At 65.6% G+C, this 22,813-nt stretch carries 16 protein-coding genes (1 of these 16 cut by a window edge); 11 read left to right on the top strand and 5 right to left on the bottom strand.

The features are described from left to right. The first annotated feature begins 30 nt into the window (after positions 1-30). The 3 genes from acs to ACO056_RS07945 all read left to right on the top strand — a co-directional run bounded on the left by acs (position 31) and on the right by ACO056_RS07945 (position 4,503). A complete protein-coding gene (gene acs / locus ACO056_RS07955) occupies positions 31-1,971 on the top strand; it encodes an acetate--CoA ligase (protein WP_421854334.1) in 1,941 nt (646 codons plus the stop codon). 410 nt (positions 1,972-2,381) lie between these two features. Further along, positions 2,382-3,515, top strand: coding sequence for a carbohydrate porin (locus tag ACO056_RS07950; RefSeq protein WP_421854331.1), 1,134 nt, complete (start codon positions 2,382-2,384; stop codon positions 3,513-3,515). Positions 3,516-3,639: 124 nt separating this feature from the next. After that, entirely contained in the window at positions 3,640-4,503 is an 864-nt protein-coding gene (locus tag ACO056_RS07945) for a PhzF family phenazine biosynthesis protein (protein ID WP_421854328.1), read from the top strand. Positions 4,504-4,509: 6 nt separating this feature from the next. On the opposite strand, the gene ACO056_RS07940 is transcribed toward ACO056_RS07945, so the two are convergent. After that, entirely contained in the window at positions 4,510-5,871 is a 1,362-nt protein-coding gene (locus ACO056_RS07940) for an alpha/beta hydrolase family protein (RefSeq protein WP_421854325.1), read from the bottom strand. 108 nt (positions 5,872-5,979) lie between these two features. Then, positions 5,980-8,751, bottom strand: coding sequence for a TonB-dependent receptor (locus ACO056_RS07935; protein WP_421854322.1), 2,772 nt, complete (start codon positions 8,749-8,751; stop codon positions 5,980-5,982). Between the two features lie 279 nt (positions 8,752-9,030). Between ACO056_RS07935 and ACO056_RS07930 the strand changes: the two genes are divergently transcribed. The 3 genes from ACO056_RS07930 to ACO056_RS07920 all read left to right on the top strand — a co-directional run bounded on the left by ACO056_RS07930 (position 9,031) and on the right by ACO056_RS07920 (position 13,029). Then, a complete protein-coding gene (locus ACO056_RS07930) occupies positions 9,031-10,581 on the top strand; it encodes a tryptophan halogenase family protein (RefSeq protein WP_421854319.1) in 1,551 nt (516 codons plus the stop codon). After that, complete coding sequence (locus ACO056_RS07925; RefSeq protein ID WP_421854316.1) at positions 10,578-11,327, top strand: SapC family protein; 750 nt, start codon at positions 10,578-10,580, stop codon at positions 11,325-11,327. The genes ACO056_RS07930 and ACO056_RS07925 overlap by 4 nt, the downstream gene beginning before the upstream one ends. Positions 11,328-11,526: 199 nt before the next feature. Next, the gene (locus ACO056_RS07920; RefSeq protein ID WP_421854313.1) at positions 11,527-13,029 is read left to right on the top strand and encodes an SLC5 family protein; all 1,503 of its coding nucleotides are present in this window, start codon (positions 11,527-11,529) and stop codon (positions 13,027-13,029) included. Between the two features lie 23 nt (positions 13,030-13,052). Here the strand turns inward: ACO056_RS07920 and ACO056_RS07915 are convergent, their stop codons facing one another. After that, positions 13,053-13,760, bottom strand: a complete 708-nt coding sequence (locus ACO056_RS07915) for a FadR/GntR family transcriptional regulator (protein ID WP_421855382.1) — start codon at positions 13,758-13,760, stop codon at positions 13,053-13,055. Positions 13,761-13,912: 152 nt separating this feature from the next. On the opposite strand from ACO056_RS07915, the gene ACO056_RS07910 reads away from it, so the two are divergent. Both ACO056_RS07910 and ACO056_RS07905 read left to right on the top strand, forming a co-directional pair. After that, positions 13,913-14,803 carry a 2-dehydro-3-deoxygalactonokinase gene (locus tag ACO056_RS07910; protein WP_421854310.1) on the top strand — a complete coding sequence of 297 codons (891 nt, stop codon included), beginning with the start codon at positions 13,913-13,915 and terminating at the stop codon, positions 14,801-14,803. Continuing rightward, entirely contained in the window at positions 14,800-15,432 is a 633-nt protein-coding gene (locus tag ACO056_RS07905) for a 2-dehydro-3-deoxy-6-phosphogalactonate aldolase (RefSeq protein WP_421854307.1), read from the top strand. The genes ACO056_RS07910 and ACO056_RS07905 overlap by 4 nt, the downstream gene beginning before the upstream one ends. On the opposite strand, the gene ACO056_RS07900 is transcribed toward ACO056_RS07905, so the two are convergent. Continuing rightward, a complete protein-coding gene (locus ACO056_RS07900) occupies positions 15,429-17,537 on the bottom strand; it encodes an alpha-galactosidase (protein ID WP_421854304.1) in 2,109 nt (702 codons plus the stop codon). The genes ACO056_RS07905 and ACO056_RS07900 overlap by 4 nt on opposite strands. A gap of 154 nt (positions 17,538-17,691) precedes the next feature. On the opposite strand from ACO056_RS07900, the gene ACO056_RS07895 reads away from it, so the two are divergent. After that, positions 17,692-19,644, top strand: coding sequence for a beta-galactosidase (locus ACO056_RS07895; protein ID WP_421854301.1), 1,953 nt, complete (start codon positions 17,692-17,694; stop codon positions 19,642-19,644). A 6-nt stretch (positions 19,645-19,650) separates the two neighbouring features. On the opposite strand, the gene ACO056_RS07890 is transcribed toward ACO056_RS07895, so the two are convergent. Further along, the gene (locus ACO056_RS07890; protein WP_421854298.1) at positions 19,651-20,580 is read right to left on the bottom strand and encodes a Gfo/Idh/MocA family protein; all 930 of its coding nucleotides are present in this window, start codon (positions 20,578-20,580) and stop codon (positions 19,651-19,653) included. Positions 20,581-20,866: 286 nt separating this feature from the next. Between ACO056_RS07890 and ACO056_RS07885 the strand changes: the two genes are divergently transcribed. Together ACO056_RS07885 and ACO056_RS07880 are read left to right on the top strand one after the other, a co-directional pair. Further along, positions 20,867-22,663: an IlvD/Edd family dehydratase gene (locus tag ACO056_RS07885; RefSeq protein ID WP_421854295.1), complete on the top strand. Its 1,797-nt coding sequence runs from the start codon at positions 20,867-20,869 to the stop codon at positions 22,661-22,663. Positions 22,664-22,666: 3 nt separating this feature from the next. Beyond that, positions 22,667-22,813, top strand: the beginning of a protein-coding gene (locus ACO056_RS07880) for an SMP-30/gluconolactonase/LRE family protein (RefSeq protein WP_421854292.1). 726 nt of this gene lie beyond the right edge of the window; 147 of the gene's 873 nt are visible here — the first part of the coding sequence; its start codon is at positions 22,667-22,669; its stop codon lies off the right edge, out of view.

The raw sequence follows: 22,813 nt of genomic DNA, 5'->3' as shown, positions 1-22,813 counted from the left end.
AAAACCAACACGCTGCGAGAGGACGCCCCGATGAGCCAGACCATCTACCCGGTCCCCGAGAACTGGGCCAAGGGCGCCCTGATCGACGAGACTCGCTATCAGGCGATGTACGCCCGGTCGCTGGCCGAACCCGATGCGTTCTGGCGCGAGGAAGCAAAGCGCCTTGACTGGATCAAGCCCTTCACCACGGTCAGCACCACCAGCTTCCATGAGGCCGATTTCGGCATCCGCTGGTTCGAGGACGGCACGCTCAACCTCGCCGCCAATTGCCTCGACCGCCACCTCGCGGAACGCGGTGACCAGATCGCCATCCTGTGGGAGCCAGACAGCCCGGACACGCCCGACCGCCGCATCACCTACCGCGAACTCCACGAAAGCGTCTGCCGCTTCGCCAACCTCCTGAAGTTGCGCGGCGTCGTGCGCGGCTCGCGCGTTACGATCTACCTGCCGATGGTCCCCGAGGCCGCCGTCGCCATGCTCGCCTGCGCACGGATCGGCGCGATCCACTCGATCGTGTTTGCCGGCTTCTCGCCCGATGCACTGGCCGGGCGCGTGTCCGATTGCGACAGCCGCCTCATCATCACCGCCAACGAAGGCCTGCGCGGCGGCAAGCACGTGCCGCTGAAAGCCAACGTCGATGAGGCGCTCCGGCACTGCCCGGGCGTCGATACCGTCATCGTCCTGAGGCACACCGGCGCGGCTGTGCCGCATGTCGAAGGCCGCGATCTCGACTGGGCCAGCGCGGTCGCCGCCCAGAGCGCGGACTGCCCGCCCGAGGAAATGAGCGCCGAGGACCCGCTGTTCATCCTCTATACCTCCGGCTCCACCGGCAAGCCCAAGGGCGTGCTCCACACCACCGGCGGGTACAGCGTCTGGGCCTCGATGACGCACGAGTACGTGTTCGATTACCGTCCCGGCCAGATCTACTGGTGCGCGGCGGACGTGGGCTGGGTCACGGGCCACAGCTATGTCGTTTACGGCCCGCTCCTCAATGGCGCGACGACGGTGATGTTCGAAGGCGTGCCGAACTTCCCCGATCCTTCGCGCTTCTGGCAGGTCGTCGACAAGTTCGGCGTCGAGATTTTCTACGGCGCCCCCACAGCCCTGCGCGCGCTGATGCGTGAGGGCGACGAGTGGGTGAAGAAGACCAGCCGCCAGTCCTTGCGTCTGCTCGGCTCGGTGGGCGAGCCGATCAACCCCGAGGCCTGGGAATGGTACCACAAGGTCGTCGGCGAAGGCCGCTGCCCGATTGTCGACACCTGGTGGCAGACCGAAACCGGCGGCGCGATGATCACCCCGCTGCCCGGCGCCACCGCGCTGAAGCCCGGCTCGGCCACGCGGCCGATGTTCGGCGTGAAGCCTGCGCTCCTCACCGGTGAGGGCCAACTCCTCGAAGGTGCAGCGGATGGCTGCCTGGTCATCGAGCAGAGCTGGCCCGGCCAGATGCGCACCGTCTGGGGCGATCACGAGCGCTTTTTCCAGACTTACTTCACCACCTTCCCCGGCCATTACTTCACCGGCGACGGCTGCCGCCGCGATGAGGACGGCTATTACTGGATCACCGGGCGGATCGACGACGTGATCAACGTCTCCGGCCACCGCATGGGCACCGCCGAGATCGAGAGCGCGCTCGTTGCCCATCCCAAGGTCGCCGAAGCCGCCGTGGTTGGCATGCCGCACGAGATCAAGGGCCAGGGCATTTACGCCTTCGTGACAACCAACGCCGACGTCGAGCCCGATGAAGCCTTGCGCAAGGAGCTCGTCCAGTGGGTCCGCCACGAGATTGGCCCCATCGCAACACCGGACGTTATCCAGTTCGCTCCCGGCCTGCCCAAGACCCGCTCCGGCAAGATCATGCGCCGCATCTTGCGCAAGATCGGCGAAAACGACACCGGCAATCTCGGCGATACCTCAACGCTGGCGGACCCTTCGGTGGTCGACAACCTCCTCGCCAATCGCCCCAACGCCTGACGCGCAATAAATCCGCCCCGTTCCGCGCCTGTTGCACGGCAGCGGACGGGCGGCTCAGGCGTGCCGCGAACGTGCGCACAAGGGCAGCGCGCCATCCTTGCGGACGACGACAAAAATCAACGATAGGGGAACAAAACCAAATCTGGACACCCGGCGCGGTGCAATTTTACGCATCCTCTCCCAAGGCCGCGCCGGGTGAACGACTTGTTTTGTGATCGGGCAGTTACCGCATTGGCGAGGCAGAGTCATCATGAAATTGCGCACCGGCATTCATCCGCGCACGAAATGATGCCGCACAGCGAAACGCGGCCCTGTGCAAAACCCTGCAGGAATGCTGCGGCGATGCTGCGCCTTTTCCCTGATCCCGCCGAAGTGCGATCTTATCCGTCTGGATCTTATTCAGCGGCACCATGCCCCGGACCCCTCGCCTTGCCTCTGCCGCACTCGCGTTTGCCGCGACAAGCCTGTCCGCGCCCGCCCCGGCAGTGGCGCAATCGGCCATCAGTTTTGGCGCAGCCTACACTGCCGATATGCTCACGGCCCTCCGCGGCAGCCCCGAGCGCGGCACCGATGTGGTCGGCCGCGCCGATGGGTGGGTGGACTTCAAGGGCCCCGTCGTCGGGCTCGATACGCTTTCCGCGCATATCGATGTCATGGCAGCCCATGGCCCCGATTTCTCGGGCCGCCGCGTCGGTCTTTACCAGACGGTAAGCAGCATCGAGGCGGATACCCTGCCCCACGTTTACGAAGCCTGGGTGCAGTGGAAGCCCAGCCCCGCCCTCTCGGCCAAGGCCGGGCTGATCGATCTCAATGCCGAGTTCGATATCCAGAACACCGGCTCGCTGTTCGTCAACAGTGCCTTCGGGATCGGGCCGGAAATCTCGCAAAGCGGCCTCGCTGGCCCTTCGATCTTCCCGATGACAGCCTCCGCGCTGGTCGTGCGGCTGCAGCGCGGCCGCAAGGCGCTCGCGCTGGGCGCCTTCGATGCGCTGGCGGGCGTGCGGGACGATCCGCGCAAACTGGCGGTGCGGTTTCCCGGCACCACCGGCGCCCTGCTCATCGCGGAGGCGCGCGTGCCGGTCGGCACCTGGCTGCTCCAGTTCGGCGGCTGGCACTACACCACGCGCTTCGACGCGCTCGATACGATCCAGCCGCCCGCCGTTTCGCGCGGCGCCTACGGCATGCTTGAGGGCGCAGTGACGCGCAAGATCAGCGCGTGGGTCCGGTTCGGCATCGCCGATGCGCGTCCCAATCCGATTGCAGCTTATGCCGGCGGCGGCGCGGTCGCCATTGTCGGCGAGTGGCGGCTCGGCCTTGCAGCGGCCCATGCGCGGCTGGGCCACGCCGCACGGCAGACGCTGTTCGCACCGGATAGCGCGCACCGCGCCGAAACCGTGATCGAACTCACCGCGCAGCGCAAGCTCGCCCCATGGCTCAATATCCAGCCCGATCTGCAATATGTAATCCATCCCGGCTGGGCCATCGGCGCACGCAGCACGCTGGTTGCCGGCATGCGTTTCAGCCTCGCCATCCCGGACGATTGAGGCCTTTTCGGCACCCCCCGGCCGATAGCCAGACTGTACCCCTCACGCTTTTCATTCTTGCAAACAGCCCATGCGCTGCGATCTTCTCCGGCGTGCCATCCCCGGCGCAGAGGTTCGCAAAATCATGCCGCAGTACCCGTTCCAGCTTGTCGACGTCTTTGGTGAGACTCCGTTTTCCGGCAATCCGCTGGCCGTGATCGCACTCGACGCCGACCGCGATACGGCAGAGCTTCAGGCCATCACCCGCTGGCTCAACCTTTCGGAAACGGCGTTCCTCCTGCCGCCAACCGCCGACGCCGCAGACTACCGCGTCCGCATCTTCACGCTCGATCGGGAACTGCCGTTCGCAGGCCATCCCACGTTGGGCTCGGCGCATGCCTGGCTCGCTCTGGGAGGCACGCCGCGCCAGGAAGGCAAGGTCGTGCAGGAATGCGGCGCGGGCCTGATCGATGTGCGCCGCAGCGCCGATGGTCTCGCCTTTGCTGCGCCGCCGCTCCTGCGCTCAGGGCCGGTCGATGCGGAGAAGCTGGCGGAAGCCTGCGCTGTTCTCGGGATCACGCCGGACGATGTGGTCGCTGCCGAATGGATCGACAATGGCCCCGGCTGGCTCGGCATCCAGCTCGGCGATGCGGCGGCGGTCATCGCGGTCGAGCCCGCGCGTTCCCATGCCGCGCGCATCGATATCGGCCTTGTCGGTCTGCATCCTGCCGGCAGCCCCTTTGCCTACGAAGTGCGCGCGATCTTCAGCGATCCTTACGGCGGCCTGATCGAGGATCCCGTCACCGGCAGCCTCAATGCCTCGGCCGCTGAATGGATGCTGCGCGCCGGGCACGTCACCGCACCCTACACCGCGACCCAGGGCACCCGCCTCGGCCGCTCGGGCCGGGTTCGCATCGAACACGAACCCGGCAGCCCGATCTGGGTCGGCGGCAAGACCGAAACGCTGTTTTCCGGCACGACGGGCGAGGCAGCCTTCCCCGCCGCCTGATGCGCCTCAGCGCTTGGCAGGTTCGCCGCCGCGCATTTCGAGGCCCAGCGCCCAGCGCCGCTGGAAGCCGCGCCAGAAGCCCGGCTGCTCCGAACCAGCCGGCTTGCCGCCCACGTTCTGGAAAGGCGCCAGCGGCCACTGCCCATCGCCCGCGAGCGGCGGCGCGACATCGAGATAGGCGCGCTTGGCCTCATCGCCCTTCAGGTGAAGGTCGAGGAACGCCGTGATGAAGTGCTGGTTGATCGCGTTGATCCGCTCGGTGCGCCAGACCGGCTCGGCGAAGTATTCGCGCGTGGAGAAATCGGCATCGGCTTCGGGCGGCGGCGGATTGCCGCCGACGTTGTGGCGGGCGTTCTGATAAAGCAGGAAGTGGCGCTCATTGTTCGCCATCTGTGCGAAAACCCAGCTCACGCCGCCGCTCGCGTCGACGATATCGTCATCATCGCCGTCGATCAAAAGCACCGGCTTGGCAAAGGCAGCGAGCGCCGCCTCCGACCAGACGCGGACCGCCGGGCTGCCGCCGAACGGAGCGAGCGCCACCACCGCCTTGATCCGCGCGGCGAGCGGCTTGCCCGCCTTCTGGCTCGCAAACAGTTGGTCGCGGGCAGGCGCCGGTAGCTGGCCGAACACCGGGCTCGTTGGAGAATAGTCCAGCCCGGCAGCCCCGAGCACGCCGAAACCGCCCATCGAATAACCGACAAGGCCAATCTGATCCGCGTCGATCTCCTGCCCCAGCGCATCGCCGGCCTTGCCCGCGCGGCGGGTCAGATCGTCGATGACGAAGCGGATATCGCGCGCGCGGTGGACCAGCACATTGCCGAACGAGACCGGGAAATCCGCCGGGTTCACCACGCGCAGGTCGGCATGGTCGATCGCGACGACGACGTAACCCTTGGTGGCGAGGTTCTCGGTCAGCCAGGTCATGAAGGTGTCCCAGCCGCTATACCCATGCGAGACGACGACCAGCGGGAAGCGCTGCCCCTTGATCGGCGCGGCGCCGTCCACCGCAAGGCTCGGAATGACAAACGGGCCGCCCGTGCCATCGGGCCTTGGCAGCACGTGCGAGAACGAGGTCCGCGCAGCGCCCGGCTGGGCTGCAGCGGGATACCACACCCGCGCCCGGATCGTCCTGGTCGTCCGCGTGGGGCCGGCGGCCGAGAGCACCACGCTATCCGGCGCGTCGATGGCGAGCGCCTGCGTCCCGATCGCATAGGAGCCCAGCGCCGCGAGCTCCGGCGCATCGGGCGGCGGCACTGCATAGGCCTGCCGCACCGGCTGGGCCGCAGGGAGCGATTGGGCCTGCAGGGCAGGCTGGGCCGCGCCCGCAAGGACCAGGCCGGATACAAGCAGACGCCGGAGGTTTTTCATCACACGCTTTTCCGTTTCTTGATGTCAGCAGGATTCGCCCCAAACGAAAACGCGCCCACGCAGATAAGTCTGCATGAGCGCGCCTTCACGTCCGGAGGGGGTGGACGATCAGAAGTTCAGGCGAACGCCAGCCGAATAGCGCGCGCCGGTGTCGACGTAGTCAAGCACCTGATTGTCGAAGCGGCCAGTGGTGACGTTCTTCGAATTGGTCACGTTCGTGCCATCTGCGAAGACTTGCGCGAACTTGGTGACATCGTAGCTCACGCGCACGTCGACCTGCCTGAACGGACGGCGGAACACCGGGTCACCGCCCTCGCCGGGCGTCACCAGATATTCGAGGAACCGGCCGCGACGGTTGTAGGCGACGCGGGCGGCAAAGCCGTTCTTTTCGTAGAAGCCCGTGACGTTGTAGCTGTTACCGAGGCCTTCAAGCGCGAACGAGGTCGTCGTGCTCTTCGGGTCGAAGGTAGCGCTGCTGTCCACGAACGTGGCGTTGGCCGAGAACCCGAGGCCGTCGAGCGGGGCGGGCAGGTAGTCGAAAGTGTGCACGACATTGAGTTCGATGCCGCGCACCGTGGCGTTCTCGGCATTGCGCGGACGGCGCACGCTGAACGTCGCGGTGTTCGGACCGGTGATGCCGCCGCCAATCGGGAGATTGCTGGCATTGGCGATGGTGAAGTTCTCGAGCGAACGGGTCTGCACGATGAAGTTATCGACGCTCTTGTAGTAAGCGGCCACCGACAGCGTCGTGGTCGGCGTCGGGTACCACTCGAGAGAGATATCGAAGTTGTTCGACGTGTAGGGCCGCAGATCGGGGTTGCCGCCGCTGGCATTGAGGCTGGCCGGACGCGTCACGTCAAAGTTCGTGCGCGGAGCCAGATCGCGAATCTGCGGGCGGGTGAGCGTGCGCGACGCGGAGAAGCGCGCGATGATCTTGTCCGTCAGGTTCACCTTCACGTTGACGTTCGGCAGGAAGTAATCGTAGCTCGTCCGCTTCGCCGTTGCCACCGGCGCCCCACCGTTGGCGAAGACCGCCTGGTAGATCGTCGGATCGTTCGGCACCGAAAGCAGGTCGGTCAGCGCCAGCTGCTGGCCGCTGGCGGTCACTTCCGTGTGCACATAGCGCGCACCGAAGTTGACGAACCACGGCAGCGAGCCAAGGTTGCCCTTGAAATCGCTTTCGATGTAGCCGGCGAACACCTTTTCCGAAACCGAGAAGGAGTTCGGCTGGACTCTGGCCGCAAAGCCATTGGTCGCCGCAAGCGCAGCCGCCGTCGTCCCGGGGGCAAGGCCGCGTGCCTGATCGCGCACTGCCGCCTGAGCCGGGCTCTCGAGGAACTTGAAGTAAGCCTCGGGATCATAGCTGAGGATGCTGGTCGGCACGCTGCCCGTACCGCCCGGCGCACGCAGCGTGAGCGGGCTCAGCAGAGCAGCCGAAGCGGGCTCGTTGTAGCCGCAATAGAGGCACAGGGTGTTCGGATCGGTACCGATCGCCTGGCTGTTCTTGCTGCGGTTGGTGTTGACGAGGCCGAAGCGGACCGCATCGAGCACGCCGCCGTCAGACTTCCACTCGGTATCGAGCTTGTACTCGAGCACGCGCTCGGCCTCGGTGTTGCCCTGGCGCAGCGCGATGTGCGAACGGCCCAGCGCGGCGTTGGTGAGGTCCGAAGTATAGCCCACCGTCGAGGGGAAGCCGCTGCCGGTCGCCTGCTTGAAGCTATAGGTACTCGGGATGCCGATCACGGTGAAGTAGTTGCGGCCGCCAGCCGAATCCTTGGCGCGCGACCACGAAACGTCGGCCTTCACGGTCAGGTTGCTGTTCGGCTTCCACTCGGCGTTGCCGCCAAATGCGTATGTCTTCACGAAGCGGTTGTTCGACGTCTGGATGAGGTCGGCGTTGCCGTTGGTCGTGAGCGAGGTGACGGTACGGTTCGAATCGATCGTGGCCGCCGTATAGCTCGAAGGCTCGAACCAGCTGCCCAGCGCCTGCACGCGCGAATTGACGTTGAACTGGTTGTAGAGGCCATCGACCGTGAAGGTCAGCTGATCGTTCGGACGGTACTGGGCGGTGCCGGTCACGCCGATACGTTCGCGCTGCTGGTCATCCTGGCCAACGTCCTGGTTGCGGGGCGCAAAGACGTTCGTGAACAGCGGGTTCGCCGCCGGGCCAACTGTCGTACCGGGAATGTAGCCGCGGTTCTGCGTGTAGCGGGTCTGCGCATCGCGCTTCTGGTAGGAAACCGAAGCGAGCACGCCAAACTTGCCGTCCGCAAAGGTATCGCTGATCAGGCCAAATGCCTGCGGGGTCACCTTGTCGCTGTTGCGCTCATACTGACCCTTGGCCGAAAGAACGGCCTTGAAGCCATTCAGGTCGAGCGGACGCGGCGTTTTGAGATTGATTGTCGAGCCGATGCCGCCGTCCTGCAGGCGGGCCTGCGAGCTCTTGTAAACTTCCGCGCCGTTGATCAGTTCGGCCGCCAGCAGGTCGAAGCTGAATTCGCGGCCCTGGTTGTCGCTGGCGAACGTGCGGCCGTTGACGAGCACGGTGTTGAATGCCGGGCCAAAGCCGCGCACGGTGACTTTGCTGCCTTCGCCGTTGTTGCGGTCGATCGCGACGCCCGGAATGCGCTGCAGCGATTCCGCCACGTTGGTATCGGGGAACTTGCCGAGGTCTTCCGAGCTGATCGCGTCCACGATGCTGGGCGCGTTGCGCTTGATGCTGGCAGCGCTGCGCAAGCTGCTGCGGATGCCGGTGACGACAATCGCATCGGGCTCCGAAGTGCCGCTGGCGGGAGCTTCATCTGCGAATGCGGGGGCTGCGCCGCCAATGATCGCCAGCGCGCTGCAGCAGGCCAGTGCCTGGATGCGCATCCGCGACATAGCAGATAAACTATTGAATTGAGACATACTTTGGCTCTCCCTATGCTGCCGTCAACCGTTTTCGGTCGGAACGTGCCAAGTGCATCGACGCGGGTTCCCACGTCGTTGGGGGTTTGACTGATATGTTTTATCAGATAAATCAAATGAAAGTTTTTTGGGCCATCGCATTGACGCTCGACTGGTGCGAAATTGCAGCACTTGGCGAGCCCAGCGATGCCATTGGGACAAGCCTTGCCAAGCCCCGTCGGGCAGCGGCAATAAGAGGTCAGGGAGCAGGACATGAACGACAGGGTTCGGCAGGTGGTGATCGTAGGCGGCGGCTCGGCCGGCTGGATTGCGGCTGCGCGCATTGCCGCAGCGCACCGCCCGGAAGGCGAGAACGGGGTGAAGGTCACCCTGATCGAATCCGTCACCATCGGCACGATCGGCGTCGGTGAAGGCACCTGGCCGACCATGCGCAACACGCTGCGCAAGATCGGGATCTCGGAAACCGAGTTCATGCGCTCGTGCGATGCCGCCTTCAAGCAGGGCGCACGCTTCACCGGCTGGGTAACGGGCGAGCCGGGTGACAGCTATTACCACCCGCTCAATCCGCCGCAGGCCGCCACACAGATCAACCTTTCGGCGCACTGGCTGCGGCAGCAACAGGGCGCGGGCACCGATTTTGCCCATGCGGTCGATTTCCAGTCTGCGCTGTGCGATGCGGGCCTTGCGCCCAAGGCCATCAGCACCGCCGAATATGTCGGTCTCGCCAATTATGCCTATCATCTCGATGCGGTGAAGTTTGCCGCCCTGCTCAAGAAGCATTGCATCGAGCAGCTGGGTGTTCGCCATATCACCGATGACGTGACCGACGTGCAAGTCGATGAAGCCGGCTTCATCACCGGCGTGGTCACGCGCGAAACGGGGCTCGTTTCCGGCGATTTCTTCGTCGATTGCACCGGCTTTGCCGCCTTGCTGATCGGCCAGACTTATGGCGTGCCCTTCGTCGAATGCAGCGATGTGCTCCTCGCCGATCACGCGGTTGCGCTGCAAGTGCCCTACGAGCACGAGGACGAGCCCATCGCCAGCCAGACCAACTCGACCGCGCAGGACGCCGGGTGGATCTGGGACATCGGCCTGCCAACCCGGCGCGGCACCGGCTATGTCTATTCGAGCCGCCACACCAGCCACGATGAGGCCGAAGCCACGCTGCGCGCCTATCTCGGGCCGATTGCCAATGGCCTCAACTCCCGGCGCATCCCGATTCGCTCCGGCCACCGGCAGCGGTTCTGGGAAAAGAACTGCGTTGCCGTCGGCCTCGCCAACGGTTTCCTCGAGCCACTCGAAGCCTCGGCGCTGATGCTGATCGAAACTGCGGTCGATTTCATCGTCGACCGCCTGCCGCGCAACCGTGCCGTGATGCCCGCGCTAGCCAGCCAGTTCAACGCCGCCTTCGATCACCACTGGGCGCGGATCATCGATTTCCTCAAGCTCCACTATGTGCTCACCAAGCGCGAGGAGACCGCCTTCTGGCGCGACAACCGCGATCCCGCGACCGTGCCGGAGCGGCTGCGCGAACAACTTGCGCTATGGCGGCACCACCCGCCCGGGCCGCAGGATTTCCCGCATCAGCCCGAAGTTTTCTCGTGGCCGAGCTACCAGTACGTGCTCCACGGCATGGGCTTTGAATGTGATCTTGCGGAAGGCAGCCAGGTTACCGCCGAAGCGGCGCTGGCGCAGCGCTGCTTCATGGCGACCCGGCGCCAGCAGGAGCAGGCGCTCGCCGCCCTGCCCCCGCACCGCGCACTGCTCGATGCCTTGCGCGTGCACCGGTTCCAGGCGGTATGAGCAGCGAGCCTACCATCGCCGCCGTGAGCCACGCGCGCCACGGCCAGATCACCATCGGGAGCGGCACCGATCTCGCCGCCGCAGCGGGGCTCGGCCATGTTCCCCTCGGGCTCGGCGAAGTGCCGCTGGCCGCTTGCGACTATCCCGTGGTCCTCATCAAGGACGGCGCGACCGGCGCATTCCGGCTGGTGGCGCTGCTCGGGTTCGAGCCGGCCCGCAATCTCTACCTGATCGGTGAGCACTGGGCGGCGACGTATCTGCCGCACAATGTCCTGCGCCTGCCCTTCTGCCTCGGCACGCCGAGCGGGGATGCGCTGGAATTGTGCATCGATGAAGCAAGCAGCCTCTTCGGCCGCACAACGGGCGCTGCGCTGTTTGCCCCCGATGGGTCCGAGACCGCCTTCCTCGCTGGCCGCCGCGCGCTCCTCACGAAGATGCTGAGAGATGCCGAGGCGGCAGACCGCTTTGTCAACGCCATCGCGGCCGAGCGCCTGATCACGCCGATGACGATCACGCTGCATTTCGCGGACCAGCACCAGCAGGATATCACGGGCGCCTACACGATCGATCCGCTCGCGCTCGAAACGCTGGCCGATGCCGCCGTGCTGAAGCTGCACCGCAGCGGCCACCTCGCGCCGATCCACGCGATGATCCAGAGCCTGGGCCAGTTGAGCCGGCTTGAGCAGCTGCACAACGCCCGCGGCGAGCGCCAGATCACGCAGTCTGCGGTGCAACTGCACTTGTGAGCCGGCGCGGCCGCAGCGCGGGACATTTCATGGGCTTGCTCTTGCCGCGCCGGACGCGTAGCAGAAATAGATCATATAAATGCGACAATAGGTCGTGCGACCAGTCGCAAGCGAGGGATGCCATGGCACAATCATCAGCCGAACGGACGATCAGCGCGCCCGCGCGCAGGCATTTTCCGCTCCTGCAGGGCCGCGCGGCATGAGCGCGGCGGCCACCTCCCTCCAGCCGGTTTCAATCGGCACGAGCACGCAGCTGCTCGCCTTTGCTTTCGTGATCATGCTCGTGGGCAGCCTCACCTGGTGGCGCACCCGCGTCGGCCACGCGCATAGCGACAACGAGGACCGCGAATTCTTCCTCGCCGGCGGCAGCCTCACCTGGATCTATGTGGCCGGCTCGATCACGATCACCAACCTTGGCACCGAACAGCTCGTCGGCGCGAACGGCAACCAGATGCTGCTGCTGGCCTGGTGGGAGCTTGCGGCCGTGTTTGGCTTGCTGATCCTCGCCTTCGTGTTCGTGCCGATCTACTACCGCTACCAGTGCGTAACGACGACCGAACTGCTCGAGCGGCGCTACAACGATGATCGCATCCGCACGATGATCTCGACGCTGTTCCTCTTCGGCAACCTGTTCATCTCGATGCCTTCCGCGCTTTACACCGGCGCACTGTTCCTGCGCAGCGTGTTCGGGATCGATCTGCCGCTGGTCATGGTCGGCTTGTGCATTGCCGTACTTGGCGCCGGTTACGGCGTGCTCGGCGGCCTGCGCGCGGTCGCCATTTCCGAGACTTTCAGCGGCGCGAGCCTGCTCTTCATCTGCCTCCTGCTCGTCTTCCTGTCGCTGCAGGCCATCGGCTTCGATTTCTCCGGCATTCCTCCCGAGCGGCTGACGCTGATCGGCGACAGCAATTCGCCGATTCCCTGGCCAACGCTGCTGACGGGCATGCTGTTCATCCAGATCTTCTACTGGTCGACCAACCAGGCGATCACCCAGCGCGCGATGGCCTCCCCTTCGGTGCGTGAGGCGCAGAAGGGCGTGCTGGCAGCCGCCGCGATCCGCCTGATGATCGTGCCCGCCATCGTCGTGCTGCCCGGCATCGTGGCCTACAAGCTCTATGGAAATGTTCACGATGCCGCGTTCGGCAAGCTAGTGGGCAATGTCCTGCCGGGCTGGCTGGCGGGGACGTTCGCCGCCATTCTGGTGACGAGCGTCGCCACCCATTTCGTCGCCATCCTCAATTCCTCGGCAGCGCTCTACATCTGCGACATTCACCAGAAATACGTGAACCCCCGCGCCAGCGTGCGGGCGCTCAATATTGCGGCTTCGGCGATCATGATCCTGATCGCGGTCGTGCTGATCCCGGTCTACGCAAACGCGGTCAGCATCATCAATCTGCTGCAGCAGCTGAACGGGCTGTTCTCGATGCCGATTCTCTCGGCCTTCATCGTCGGGCTGCTGTTCCGCGACGTCGATGCCCGCGCGGCGATTGCGGCGGTCCTGTTTGGCATCATGCTCTATGCCTACTTCACCTTCGTCCACGCGCCGTTCGGCCTGCACTACATCCATCTGATGTTCGTGACGCTGTGGTCGTCGATCGGCTTCTCGCTCGCTGTGAACCGCTTCGTCTTCGGCAACCGCGCAACCTTCATCCGCTTCTGGAAGCGCGACAAGGCCGAGGGGCCGGAAGTCACCTTCGTCTGACGCGTGATGAGCCAGCCCCCGGCTCAGGGGGTTGCGGTGACTTCGGCCTCGCCGATGAGGGTAAGCACATCGCCGATCAGACGGCGCATGGCGCAGCGCGCGCCATCGCTGTCGCGCTTCAGGATCGCGTCGTAGACCGCGCGGTGATCTTCGATGCTGGCGGTGCGGCCCTTGATCCGGTTGGTGAAATGGATCGAGGTAGCCAATGCGCTGGCGACCATATCGCGGAATTGCTTGTAGAACGGGTTGCGCGAGCCCTCGAGCACCGCGACGTGAAACGCGATATCGGCGGCCAGCGTGTTATCCGCCCCGGCTTCAGCTGCAACCATCCGGGCAAGCCCTGCCCCGATCGCCACGCGTTCCGCCTCGGTCGCCTGCATCGCCGCCAGCGCCGCTGCTTCGGGTTCGATGGCAACGCGCAGCTGGTTGAAGTGGCGCAGCAGCTCGACCGAGAACTTGCGCTCCAGCAGCCAGTGCAGAACGTCGCTGTCAAACAGGTTCCACGAGGACTGCGGCTGGACAATCGTCCCCTGCCGAGGCCGCGCGCTGAGCAGGCCCTTGGCCGTCAGCATCTTGACTGCCTCGCGCGTGACAGCGCGGCTCACACCGTGCTTGCGGGCAAGTTCGGCCTCGGTCGGAAACGCGACATTGTCGTACTCGCCGATGACGATGGCACGGCCGATCATCTCGAGCATGCCATATGTCAGGTTCCGGCCAAGGCTGGTGCGCATTTCAGAGGGGAAGGTGTCGGTCGTGATGGCGCTGACTTTCCTGTTCACCAAGCCGGGTAACGATTACGCAACTGGAGCGGATAATTCAATTCCTCCTGACATCAAAGTCAGATAGATATGATAATTAAGTAAACGCGCTATCGGAGACGCCCTTGGAAGTTGCCACTCTAGCGGTCGATTGGGGTTCCACCAACCGCCGCGTTTTCGCGCTCGCGGCGGACGGAACCGTCGTGGATTCGGCGCGCGATGATCGCGGAATACTCACCATGGCGGGCGGCGATTTCGCTGCCGAAGCCGCCGCCATGCGCGCGAAATGGGGCGATGTGCCGATGCTCTGCGCCGGGATGGTCGGGTCCAATCGCGGCTGGTCTGATGCGGGCTACGTCGCCGCGCCGGCCAATCTTGCAGGAATAGTCGCTGCAGTTCACTGGGTGGAACCGGGCCGCACGGCTATCGTCCCGGGCATCTCGCGTGAGAGCAAGGACCGCGCCGACATCATGCGCGGTGAGGAAGTCCAGCTGCTCGGCGCGGCCGCTGCAGGCCTTGTCAGCGCCGACGCCTGGCTGTGCCAGCCCGGCACCCACTCCAAATGGGCCCAGTTGCAGAACGGCAGCCTGATCGATTTTACCACCGCGATGACCGGAGAGTTGTTCGCACAGCTCAGCCGCAGCGGTCTGCTCGCGGATGGGCTCGATGGCGCCGTCCACGATGGCGCAGCGTTTCGCGAAGGCGTGAACGCAGCGCGCGGCGGCGATCTGCTCGCCCGGCTGTTCGGCGCGCGCGCTGCACTGATCCTGGGCAAACGCGGTCGCTCGATCCAGGCTTCCTACGTCAGCGGCCTCCTGATCGGGAGCGACTGCGATTCCCGCCTTTCGCGCGATTTCGCGGGCGCGCGCGCCGACGGCGTCGATGTCCTCGCCTCACCCGAGCTTGGCGGCCTCTACCTCGCCGCGCTCGATGAACTCGGCTGCAAGGCCCGGCTGGTGGATAGCCACGCCGCCTTCCTCGCCGGGATCACCCAGATCTGGAGCATGCTGCAATGACGACTGCCGATACCTTCAATGCCGCCTTTGCCGCGATGCCGCTCGTCGCCATCTTGCGCGGGCTTACGCCGGAAACCGCCGATGCGGTGGGCGACACACTGGTCGAAGCCGGCTTCACGCTGATCGAAGTGCCGCTCAATTCCCCGCGTCCGCTGGAAAGCATTGCGCGGCTGGCAAAACGCCTCGAAGGCCGCGCGCTGGTCGGCGCGGGCACGGTGCTGGATACCGCCTCTGTCGAGGCTGTGGAGCAGGCTGGCGGCACGCTGATCGTCTCGCCCAACACCAACCCGGCGGTGATCGCCGCTGCCGCCGCGCGCGGGCTTATCGCCGTCCCCGGCTTCCAGACCCCGAGCGAAGCTTTCGCCGCGCTTGAGGCCGGCGCTCGCGCGCTCAAGCTGTTCCCCGCCGAAGCCGCCAGCCCTGCCGTCCTCAAGGCCATCCGCACCGTCCTCCCCGCGGGCACGGCGGTCCTCCCGGTCGGCGGCATTTCGCCGACGACGATGGCGCCGTGGCATACCGCTGGCGCCGCCGGGTTCGGCATCGGCTCCGCGCTCTACAGCCCCGGCGTGACCACCGAGGCCCTCGCCGAACGAGCTGCTGCCTTCATCGCGGCCTACCGGGCACTTTAACGCTTCAAGTGGAGAATCAGCGCCGTGCCTGGATGCAGGCGCGGCGGCTGAAAGCCTGCCTGCATCAGCGCCGCGCCGCGAAACCGTCCGCCGTCCTTCAGTGGCCACGCCGCCTTGAGCCGCGGCGGCCAAACCACACTGAGCTCATAGTCCGCCGCCGGATCGAGCCCCGCCAGCCGCAGCGGCTCAGCGAAATAGCCGCGCTGCTCCTCCACCATGGTATAGGATACCAGCGCCTCGCTCCCGTCCTCGGCCACGATCGCGAAGGCATTTACGCCCTCCGCCGCGTCGATCCGGTGGAGCGCCCCGGTGTGAATCAGGTCGCGGTGCGCCTTGTGCAGCGCCACCCCGGCGGCGAGATCGACGGTCTCCTGCGCATCGAGTTCGCCGAGATCGGCTTCGATGCCCATATGGCCGAACAGCGCCGTCGCCACGCGCAGCGGCATCGAAAGCTGCCGCCCGGTGATATGGCAGCGCATCGGCCCGACATGCGCGCCCATCAGTTCTGCGGGCAGGAAATGCGAAAACCCGCGCTGGATCGAAAGGCGGTCGAGCGCATCGTTCGAATCGCTCGTCCACACCCGGTCGGTCCGGGCCAGCACACCAAAGTCGGCGCGCCCGCCGCCTGATGCGCAGCTTTCGATCTCGACCGCCGGGAACTCCGCCCGCAGCTGGTCGAGCACCGCATAGAGCCCTTCGACATGCGCCGTCGCCCCCCCGCGCCCGTCCGCACCGCCCGGCTGGCTGAGATCGCGGTTCATGTCCCACTTGAGGTACGCGATGGGATATTCCTGCAGTAGCGCCGCCACGTCCCGATACATCCGCTCGCGCACCTCCGCCCGCCCGAAATCGAGCACCAGCTGATGGCGGAACGGGATCTGCGGCGCGGGCGGCGTGCCAAGCACCCATTCGGGATGCGCGCGGAAGAGATCGCTATCGGGATTGACCATCTCGGGCTCGACCCACAGGCCGAACTCCATGCCCAGGACGCGCACCTTGTCGATCAGCGGGGCCAGTCCCTCGGGATAAACCGCAGGGCTCACCTGCCAGTCCCCCAACCCGGCGCGGTCACTTCGGCGGCTGCCGAACCAGCCATCATCTAGCACGAAACGCTCCACCCCCACTGCCGCCGCGCGTTCCGCAAGCGCCATAAGTTTCGCAGTGTCGTGGTCGAAATAGACCGCTTCCCAGCTGTTGTAATGCACCGGTCGCGGCTTTGCGCGCAGGCGCCGATGCTCGTACCGGGCGCGCAGATATGCGTGGAACTGGCGCGAAACCGCCCCCAGCCCGGCGTCCGAAACGGTCGTATAGATCGTCGGCGTTTCCAGGCCCACGCCCGGTGCCAGCGCAATCTCGCCGGGCAGATAAAGTGCCTCCATCGCGACCGAACGTCGGCCATCTGCCAGCGTTTCGACCGACAGCCGGTGATTGCCGCTCCAGCCGAGATGGAACCCATAAGCCAGCCCGCGCGTCTCGTTCGCATCGCGCTCGGTCGCGAGCAGCCCCGGAAAGGCATCGTGGCTGGTACGCCCGCGCCGGTTTTCGCGCAGCCAGGTGCCCATGGAAAGCTCGTGCCGCTGCAGCTGGAACTCGCCCGACCAGCGCCCCTCGAATCCGATGATTTCGCGCACAAAGCCGGGGAGCGGGATCACCGGAGCCGCCAGATGATCGACCTGCAGCGGCTCCGCGCTGCGATTGATCAGCGCGGTCGTCGCCGCCAGCACATCGCCCAGAAGCCGCAGTTCGTGGACGAGTTCGATGCCATGCGCTTCATCCCAGCTGGTGAAGACCAAGCGGTTCGCGCTTTGCTCCACATCGGTCAGCCGAGCATAACTCGCCCAGTTCAGCCCGCCGCGATGCGCGGCAAGCCCGGGCCGACCGGGGAAGCCCTGCCCCGCCTGCGGAGTGAGCGAAAGCGGCGCTTCCACGGCGGGCGAAGCATTGGCTTCGGCCCGCGCCGCGAGCGCGGAAAGTTCGCCCGGCGCCAGGTCATCCGGCAGCTTCGGCCCCCAGTAGCGGACCGTTGGCGCTTCGGCGATCACCTCCACCACCAGCGTGACATTCGCGCTGTCGAGACGATAAGCGGGTGAAAATGTTGCGGTCATGGGAGCTTTCGGTGGTCAAATGGTATTTGTATGATAAATGACTGGGCCGGGTTACCGCTGAAGCGCGGTTCCCTGCAACTCATTTCTCCAGCCCACCCGGCACGCCTCCCCGGCCTGCCGGGTTCCGGATAAAACACCGAAGGATCGGCTCACTATGCTTGGCGTCTGCTACTATCCCGAACACTGGCCCGAAGCATGGTGGGCGACCGACGCCCGGCGGATGAACGCACTCGGCCTCAGCTATGTCCGCATCGCCGAGTTCGCGTGGAGCCGGATCGAGCCCGATCCCGGCCGCTTCGAATGGGACTGGCTGGACCGCGCGATTGCCACGCTGGGTGCAGCAGGCCTCAAGGTCGTGATGTGCACGCCCACCGCCACGCCGCCGAAATGGCTGATCGACCTATATCCCGAAATCCTACCGGTCGATCCCGCAACCGGCCGCACGCGCGGCTTCGGTTCGCGCCGGCACACCGATTTCTCGAGCCCCGTCTGGCACCGCGAAGCGATGCGGATCAGCACCGCCGTAGCAGAGCGCTACGGTGAAAATCCCCATGTCGTCGGCTGGCAGACTGACAACGAACTGTGCTGCCACGATACCGCCATCAGTGCCTCACCCGCCGCGCTCGCAGGCTTCCGCAGCTGGTGCCGTGAGCAATACAGCGATATCGCAGCGCTCAACGCGGCCTGGGGCAATGTCTTCTGGTCGATGGAGTACCGCAGCTTCGACGAGATCGAGATGCCTGTGGGCGCGGTCACTGAAACCAGCCCGGCCCACCGCATGGCTTGGCGCCGCTATTCATCGGACATGGTGGTGCGCTTCCACGCCGACATGATCGCGGTGATCCGTGCACATGCGCCGGGCCGCTGGGTGACGCACAACTTCATCCCGATGCCGGAAACCGGCGTCGACAATCACGCGCTCGCCGCCGATCTCGATTTCGCGGCCTATGACAACTACCCGCTCGGCCGGGCCGATCTCGCGCTGGCCAAGGCCTCCGCTGCCGAGTTCGAACCGCTGATGCGCACTGGCCACCCCGATTTTCAAGGGATCCTGTTCGACCAGACGCGCGGTCTCACCGGGCGTCCCTTCTGGGTCATGGAGCAGCAGCCCGGGCCGGTGAACTGGGCCAACCACAACCCCCGCCCCGCCCCCGGCATGGTGCGGCTGTGGTCATGGGAAGCCTTCGCTCACGGCGCTGCCGTCGTCAGCTTCTTCCGCTGGCGGCAGGCGCCCTATGCGCAGGAACAGATGCACGCTGGCCTGCTCCGCCCGGATTCGAGCGAAGCAGAGGCATGGCCCGAGATCGAACAGCTCGCCGCCGAACTCGCCGCAATCGAGCTCCCCGCGCCCACCAAGGCGCAGGTCGCCATTGTTGTCGATCACGAATCCGATTGGCTCGGCCAGATCGAGCAGCAAGGACGCGGCTACAACTACCAGAAGATCCTGACCGCCTGGTATGGCGCGACGCGCCGCCTTGGCCTTGATGTCGATTTCGTCGCGCCGGGTGCGGACCTTTCCGGCTATGCGCTGGTACTGGTCCCCGCGCTCGCGCTGCCAACAGCCGAAGCCGCCGCGCGGCTGCAAGCATCCGAGGCCCACGTGCTGATCGGCCCGCGCTCCGGCGCCAAGACGCATGACGTCACCATCCCCGAAGGCCTCGCGCCGGGCCGCCTGCGTCCGCTCGTGCCGATCCGCGTGCTGGCGGTGGAAACGCTGCGCCCCGATTGCCCGGGCACGATCACCATCGGCAATACCACGTTCGCCAGCGGCTTCTGGCGCGAGACGATCGAGGCCGGAGATTGCACCGTGCTCGGCCGCTATGAAGACGGCGCACCGGCGATGGTCCGCCATGGCAAGGTCCACTACCTCGCCACCTTGGTCGAAGACGCCGCGCTTGACGCCATCGTGCAGGCCATGGCCGCCGAGGCGGGCCTCGAAACCACTCCGCTCGATGGCGTACTGCGCATCCGCCGACGCGGCGAGCTGACCTTCGCGATCAACTACGGCGCCGAACCGGCCGAAGCCCCCGCCCCTGAAGGCGCGGTCTTCGTGCTCGGCGGGCGCACTGTGGCCCCGCGCGACCTTTCGATCTGGCGCGTGGGCTGATCCGGCTCAGAAGGCGAACGGGTCGGTTTCGATCCGTTCGCCCAGCAGGAAGGCATCGGCGACCAGCGTCAGCGGACGCAAGTCGCAATCGCTGCGGCCGGTGGCGACCAGTTCCGCAAACCGCCGGTAGAGCGCGGGATATTCGCCGATCCCGTCACCGGGCTGCTCCGCCCCGTCGATCCACAGCCGCGCGCCGCCCTCGGCGAGTGTGAGTGTGCCCCGGTCGGCCTCGATCACGATGTCCCAGCGCGGCGTCCCGGTCGCGCGGAAATCGAGATCGGCGGTAACGGGCGCGGTCTCGTCGTGGATCATCTCGAGCATGGCGGTAATCGGCGCCCCGCGCCCCGCCGGAAATTCCAGCCGCGCATCCGCAAGCCGCAGCGGGCCGGGCAGGATCGCCGTCAGGATTGAAAGCATATTGATCCCCGGATCGAACACGCCCAGCCCGCCTGCGGCGAGAATCCACTCCTGGCCCGGGTGCCAGACGCGAATGTTCTCGTGCCAGACAATGTCCACCCGTCTGATCTGCTTGTCCGCCAGCCAAGCGGCGGCTCCGGCAACGCCAGCACCATGGCGCGAATGCCACGTCGCAAACAGACTGCGCCCGGCCGATTTCGCCTGCGCTTCCAGATGATGGACTTCCGAGAGCGTCGCCCCGGGGGGCTTCTCCAGCATCACATGCCAGCCAGCCGACAAAGCCTGCGCCGCAATCCTGTGGCGACCAACCGGCGGAGTGCACAGCGAAACCGCATCAATGGCCAGCCCGCTTTCGATCAGCGCCGCGATATCAGTGAAGTTCGGCACGCCCTCGACGCGGCCATTACGGCTGACCGCCGCCGCCAGTTCGAATCCGGCCTCGGCAGCGATAGCGGGCAGATGCTGGTCGCGCGCGATCTTGCCGATACCGACAAGCGCCAGTTTGCGGGATTGGGGCATGCATTTCTCCGAGTGGAATATTTTATCTGATATATATGCTATAATGCGGAAATTGGCTATCGCACAGCGGATGATGATGCGTCATCATCGCTGGAGCGTTCGTTGCTTGAACCTGGAAGAAGGTGGCGGAAAACCGCCTCTTGCAGGGCCCTGCAGCAACAGCGTGGTGTGGGTAAGGTGGAATACATGCCGGAAAACGGCATTCCAGGCGCAGGCTCGGGCAAGGCTGGTAACAAGCCTTCCGATTCTTGCGCGATGAGTAAAACCGAGTTGGGATAGAATACGCATGACAGAACATAACCAAGAATCCCGCGCCCCTCGTTTGCGGTCGCGCGCCTGGTTCGACAATCCCGGCAACCCCGACATGACCGCGCTCTATCTGGAACGATATCTGAATTTCGGCCTCTCGGTCGCCGAACTCCAGTCGGATCGCCCGATCATCGGCATCGCCCAAACCGGCAGCGATCTCGCGCCCTGCAACCGCCACCACCTCGTCCTCGCCGACCGCGTGCGCGATGGTATCCGCGATGCGGGCGGCATTCCCATCGAGTTTCCGGTCCATCCGATCCAGGAAACCGGCAAGCGCCCCACCGCTGCACTCGATCGCAACCTCTCCTATCTCAGCCTCGTTGAAGTGCTCTACGGCTACCCCATCGACGGAACCGTGCTGACCATCGGCTGCGACAAGACCACGCCCGCCTGCCTCATGGCTGCCGCCACAGTAAACATTCCCGCCATCGCGCTTTCGGTCGGCCCGATGCTCAACGGCTGGTTCAAGGGCGAGCGCACCGGCTCGGGCACCATCGTCTGGAAAGCGCGGGAGATGCTGGCCGCCGGCGAGATCGATTACCGCGGGTTCATCGAACTGATCGCCTCGTCCGCGCCCTCTACCGGCTATTGCAACACGATGGGCACGGCGACGACGATGAACTCCCTTGCAGAAGCGCTCGGCATGTCGCTCCCCGGTTCGGCGGCGATCCCCGCGCCTTACCGCGATCGCCAGCAAGCCGCTTACGAAAGCGGCCTCGCTATCGTCGAAATGGTGCGCAAGGATCGCAAGCCTTCGGACATCATGACCCGCGCCGCCTTCCTTAACGCAATCCGCGTCAACAGCGCGATCGGTGGATCGACCAATGCGCCGATCCATCTCAATGCCATCGCCAGGCACATGGGCGTCGAACTCACGCTCGATGATTGGCAGGACCATGGGGCCGGCATTCCGCTGCTGGTCAACCTCCAACCTGCGGGCGAATACCTCGGCGAGGACTACTACCGTGCGGGCGGCGTTCCCGCTGTCGTTGGCGAACTGCTCCGCGGCGGCCTGCTCGATGGCAGCGCGCTCGGCTGCAATGGCCGAACGCTGGCCGAAAACTACAGCGAAGCGCAGATCGAAGATACGCGCGTGATCAAGCCGCTGGCTGAGCCGATGCTCGCCAATGCCGGGCTCACCGTGCTCACGGGCAACCTGTTTGAATCCGCCGTTATGAAAGCGAGCGTTATTTCGGAATCTTTCCGTGCCCGCTATCTCTCGAACCCCGAAGATCCCGATGCCTTCGAAGGCCGGGCCATCGTGTTCGAAGGACCGGAAGACTACCATGCCCGCATCGACGATCCGGCGCTCGGCATCGACGAACATTGCCTCCTCGTTATCCGCGGGGTCGGCCCGATCGGCTATCCCGGCGGCGCCGAAGTCGTCAACATGCGCGCGCCTGCGGCCCTGATCCGGGCAGGTGTCGATGCCCTCCCCTGCATCGGCGATGGCCGCCAGTCCGGCACCTCGGGCAGCCCCTCGATCCTGAACGCCGCGCCAGAGGCAGCAGTCGGCGGCGGCCTTGCCCTGCTGCAGACCGGCGACCGCATCCGCATCGACCTCAAGCGCCGCACTGCCGAAATGCTGGTGCCCGAAGATGAGCTCGAGCGCCGCCGCGCTGCGGGCCTTGCCGCCGTTCCCGCCGCACAAACGCCCTGGCAGGAACTTCACCGCAATATCACGGGCCAATATCCTGGCGGCGCAGTGATCGAGTCCGCCGTGCAATACCAGCGCATCGCCCAGACCCGCGGCCTCCCGCGCGACAGCCACTAAGCCATGACCACGCCGCGCCCGATCCGCCGCGCCACCCGCGATATTCTCGGCGAAGGCCTCCTGTGGAGCGCACGCGAAAACGCGCTGTTCTGGACCGATATTCTCGGCCGCAAGCTCTGGCGGATGAACCTCGCTGACGATCAGATCACC

Source organism: Novosphingobium sp., from assembly GCF_965228995.1.
In the GTDB taxonomy this organism is placed as follows: domain Bacteria; phylum Pseudomonadota; class Alphaproteobacteria; order Sphingomonadales; family Sphingomonadaceae; genus Novosphingobium.
This window is presented reverse-complemented; position numbering and strand designations above follow the sequence as displayed.

Bases quoted from the DNA above. Each gene is read 5' to 3' on its own strand.
- ACO056_RS07950 (WP_421854331.1), top strand. From the start codon at position 2,382: ATGCCCCGGACCCCTCGCCTTGCCTCTGCCGCACTCGCGTTTGCCGCG.
- ACO056_RS07940 (WP_421854325.1), bottom strand. From the start codon at position 5,871: ATGAAAAACCTCCGGCGTCTGCTTGTATCCGGCCTGGTCCTTGCGGGC.
- ACO056_RS07895 (WP_421854301.1), top strand. From the start codon at position 17,692: ATGCTTGGCGTCTGCTACTATCCCGAACACTGGCCCGAAGCATGGTGG.
- ACO056_RS07935 (WP_421854322.1), bottom strand. From the start codon at position 8,751: ATGTCGCGGATGCGCATCCAGGCACTGGCCTGCTGCAGCGCGCTGGCG.
- ACO056_RS07945 (WP_421854328.1), top strand. From the start codon at position 3,640: ATGCCGCAGTACCCGTTCCAGCTTGTCGACGTCTTTGGTGAGACTCCG.
- ACO056_RS07925 (WP_421854316.1), top strand. From the start codon at position 10,578: ATGAGCAGCGAGCCTACCATCGCCGCCGTGAGCCACGCGCGCCACGGC.
- ACO056_RS07900 (WP_421854304.1), bottom strand. From the start codon at position 17,537: ATGACCGCAACATTTTCACCCGCTTATCGTCTCGACAGCGCGAATGTC.
- ACO056_RS07905 (WP_421854307.1), top strand. From the start codon at position 14,800: ATGACGACTGCCGATACCTTCAATGCCGCCTTTGCCGCGATGCCGCTC.
- ACO056_RS07890 (WP_421854298.1), bottom strand. From the start codon at position 20,580: ATGCCCCAATCCCGCAAACTGGCGCTTGTCGGTATCGGCAAGATCGCG.
- ACO056_RS07885 (WP_421854295.1), top strand. From the start codon at position 20,867: ATGACAGAACATAACCAAGAATCCCGCGCCCCTCGTTTGCGGTCGCGC.
- ACO056_RS07930 (WP_421854319.1), top strand. From the start codon at position 9,031: ATGAACGACAGGGTTCGGCAGGTGGTGATCGTAGGCGGCGGCTCGGCC.
- ACO056_RS07920 (WP_421854313.1), top strand. From the start codon at position 11,527: ATGAGCGCGGCGGCCACCTCCCTCCAGCCGGTTTCAATCGGCACGAGC.
- acs (WP_421854334.1), top strand. From the start codon at position 31: ATGAGCCAGACCATCTACCCGGTCCCCGAGAACTGGGCCAAGGGCGCC.
- ACO056_RS07915 (WP_421855382.1), bottom strand. From the start codon at position 13,760: ATGCGCACCAGCCTTGGCCGGAACCTGACATATGGCATGCTCGAGATG.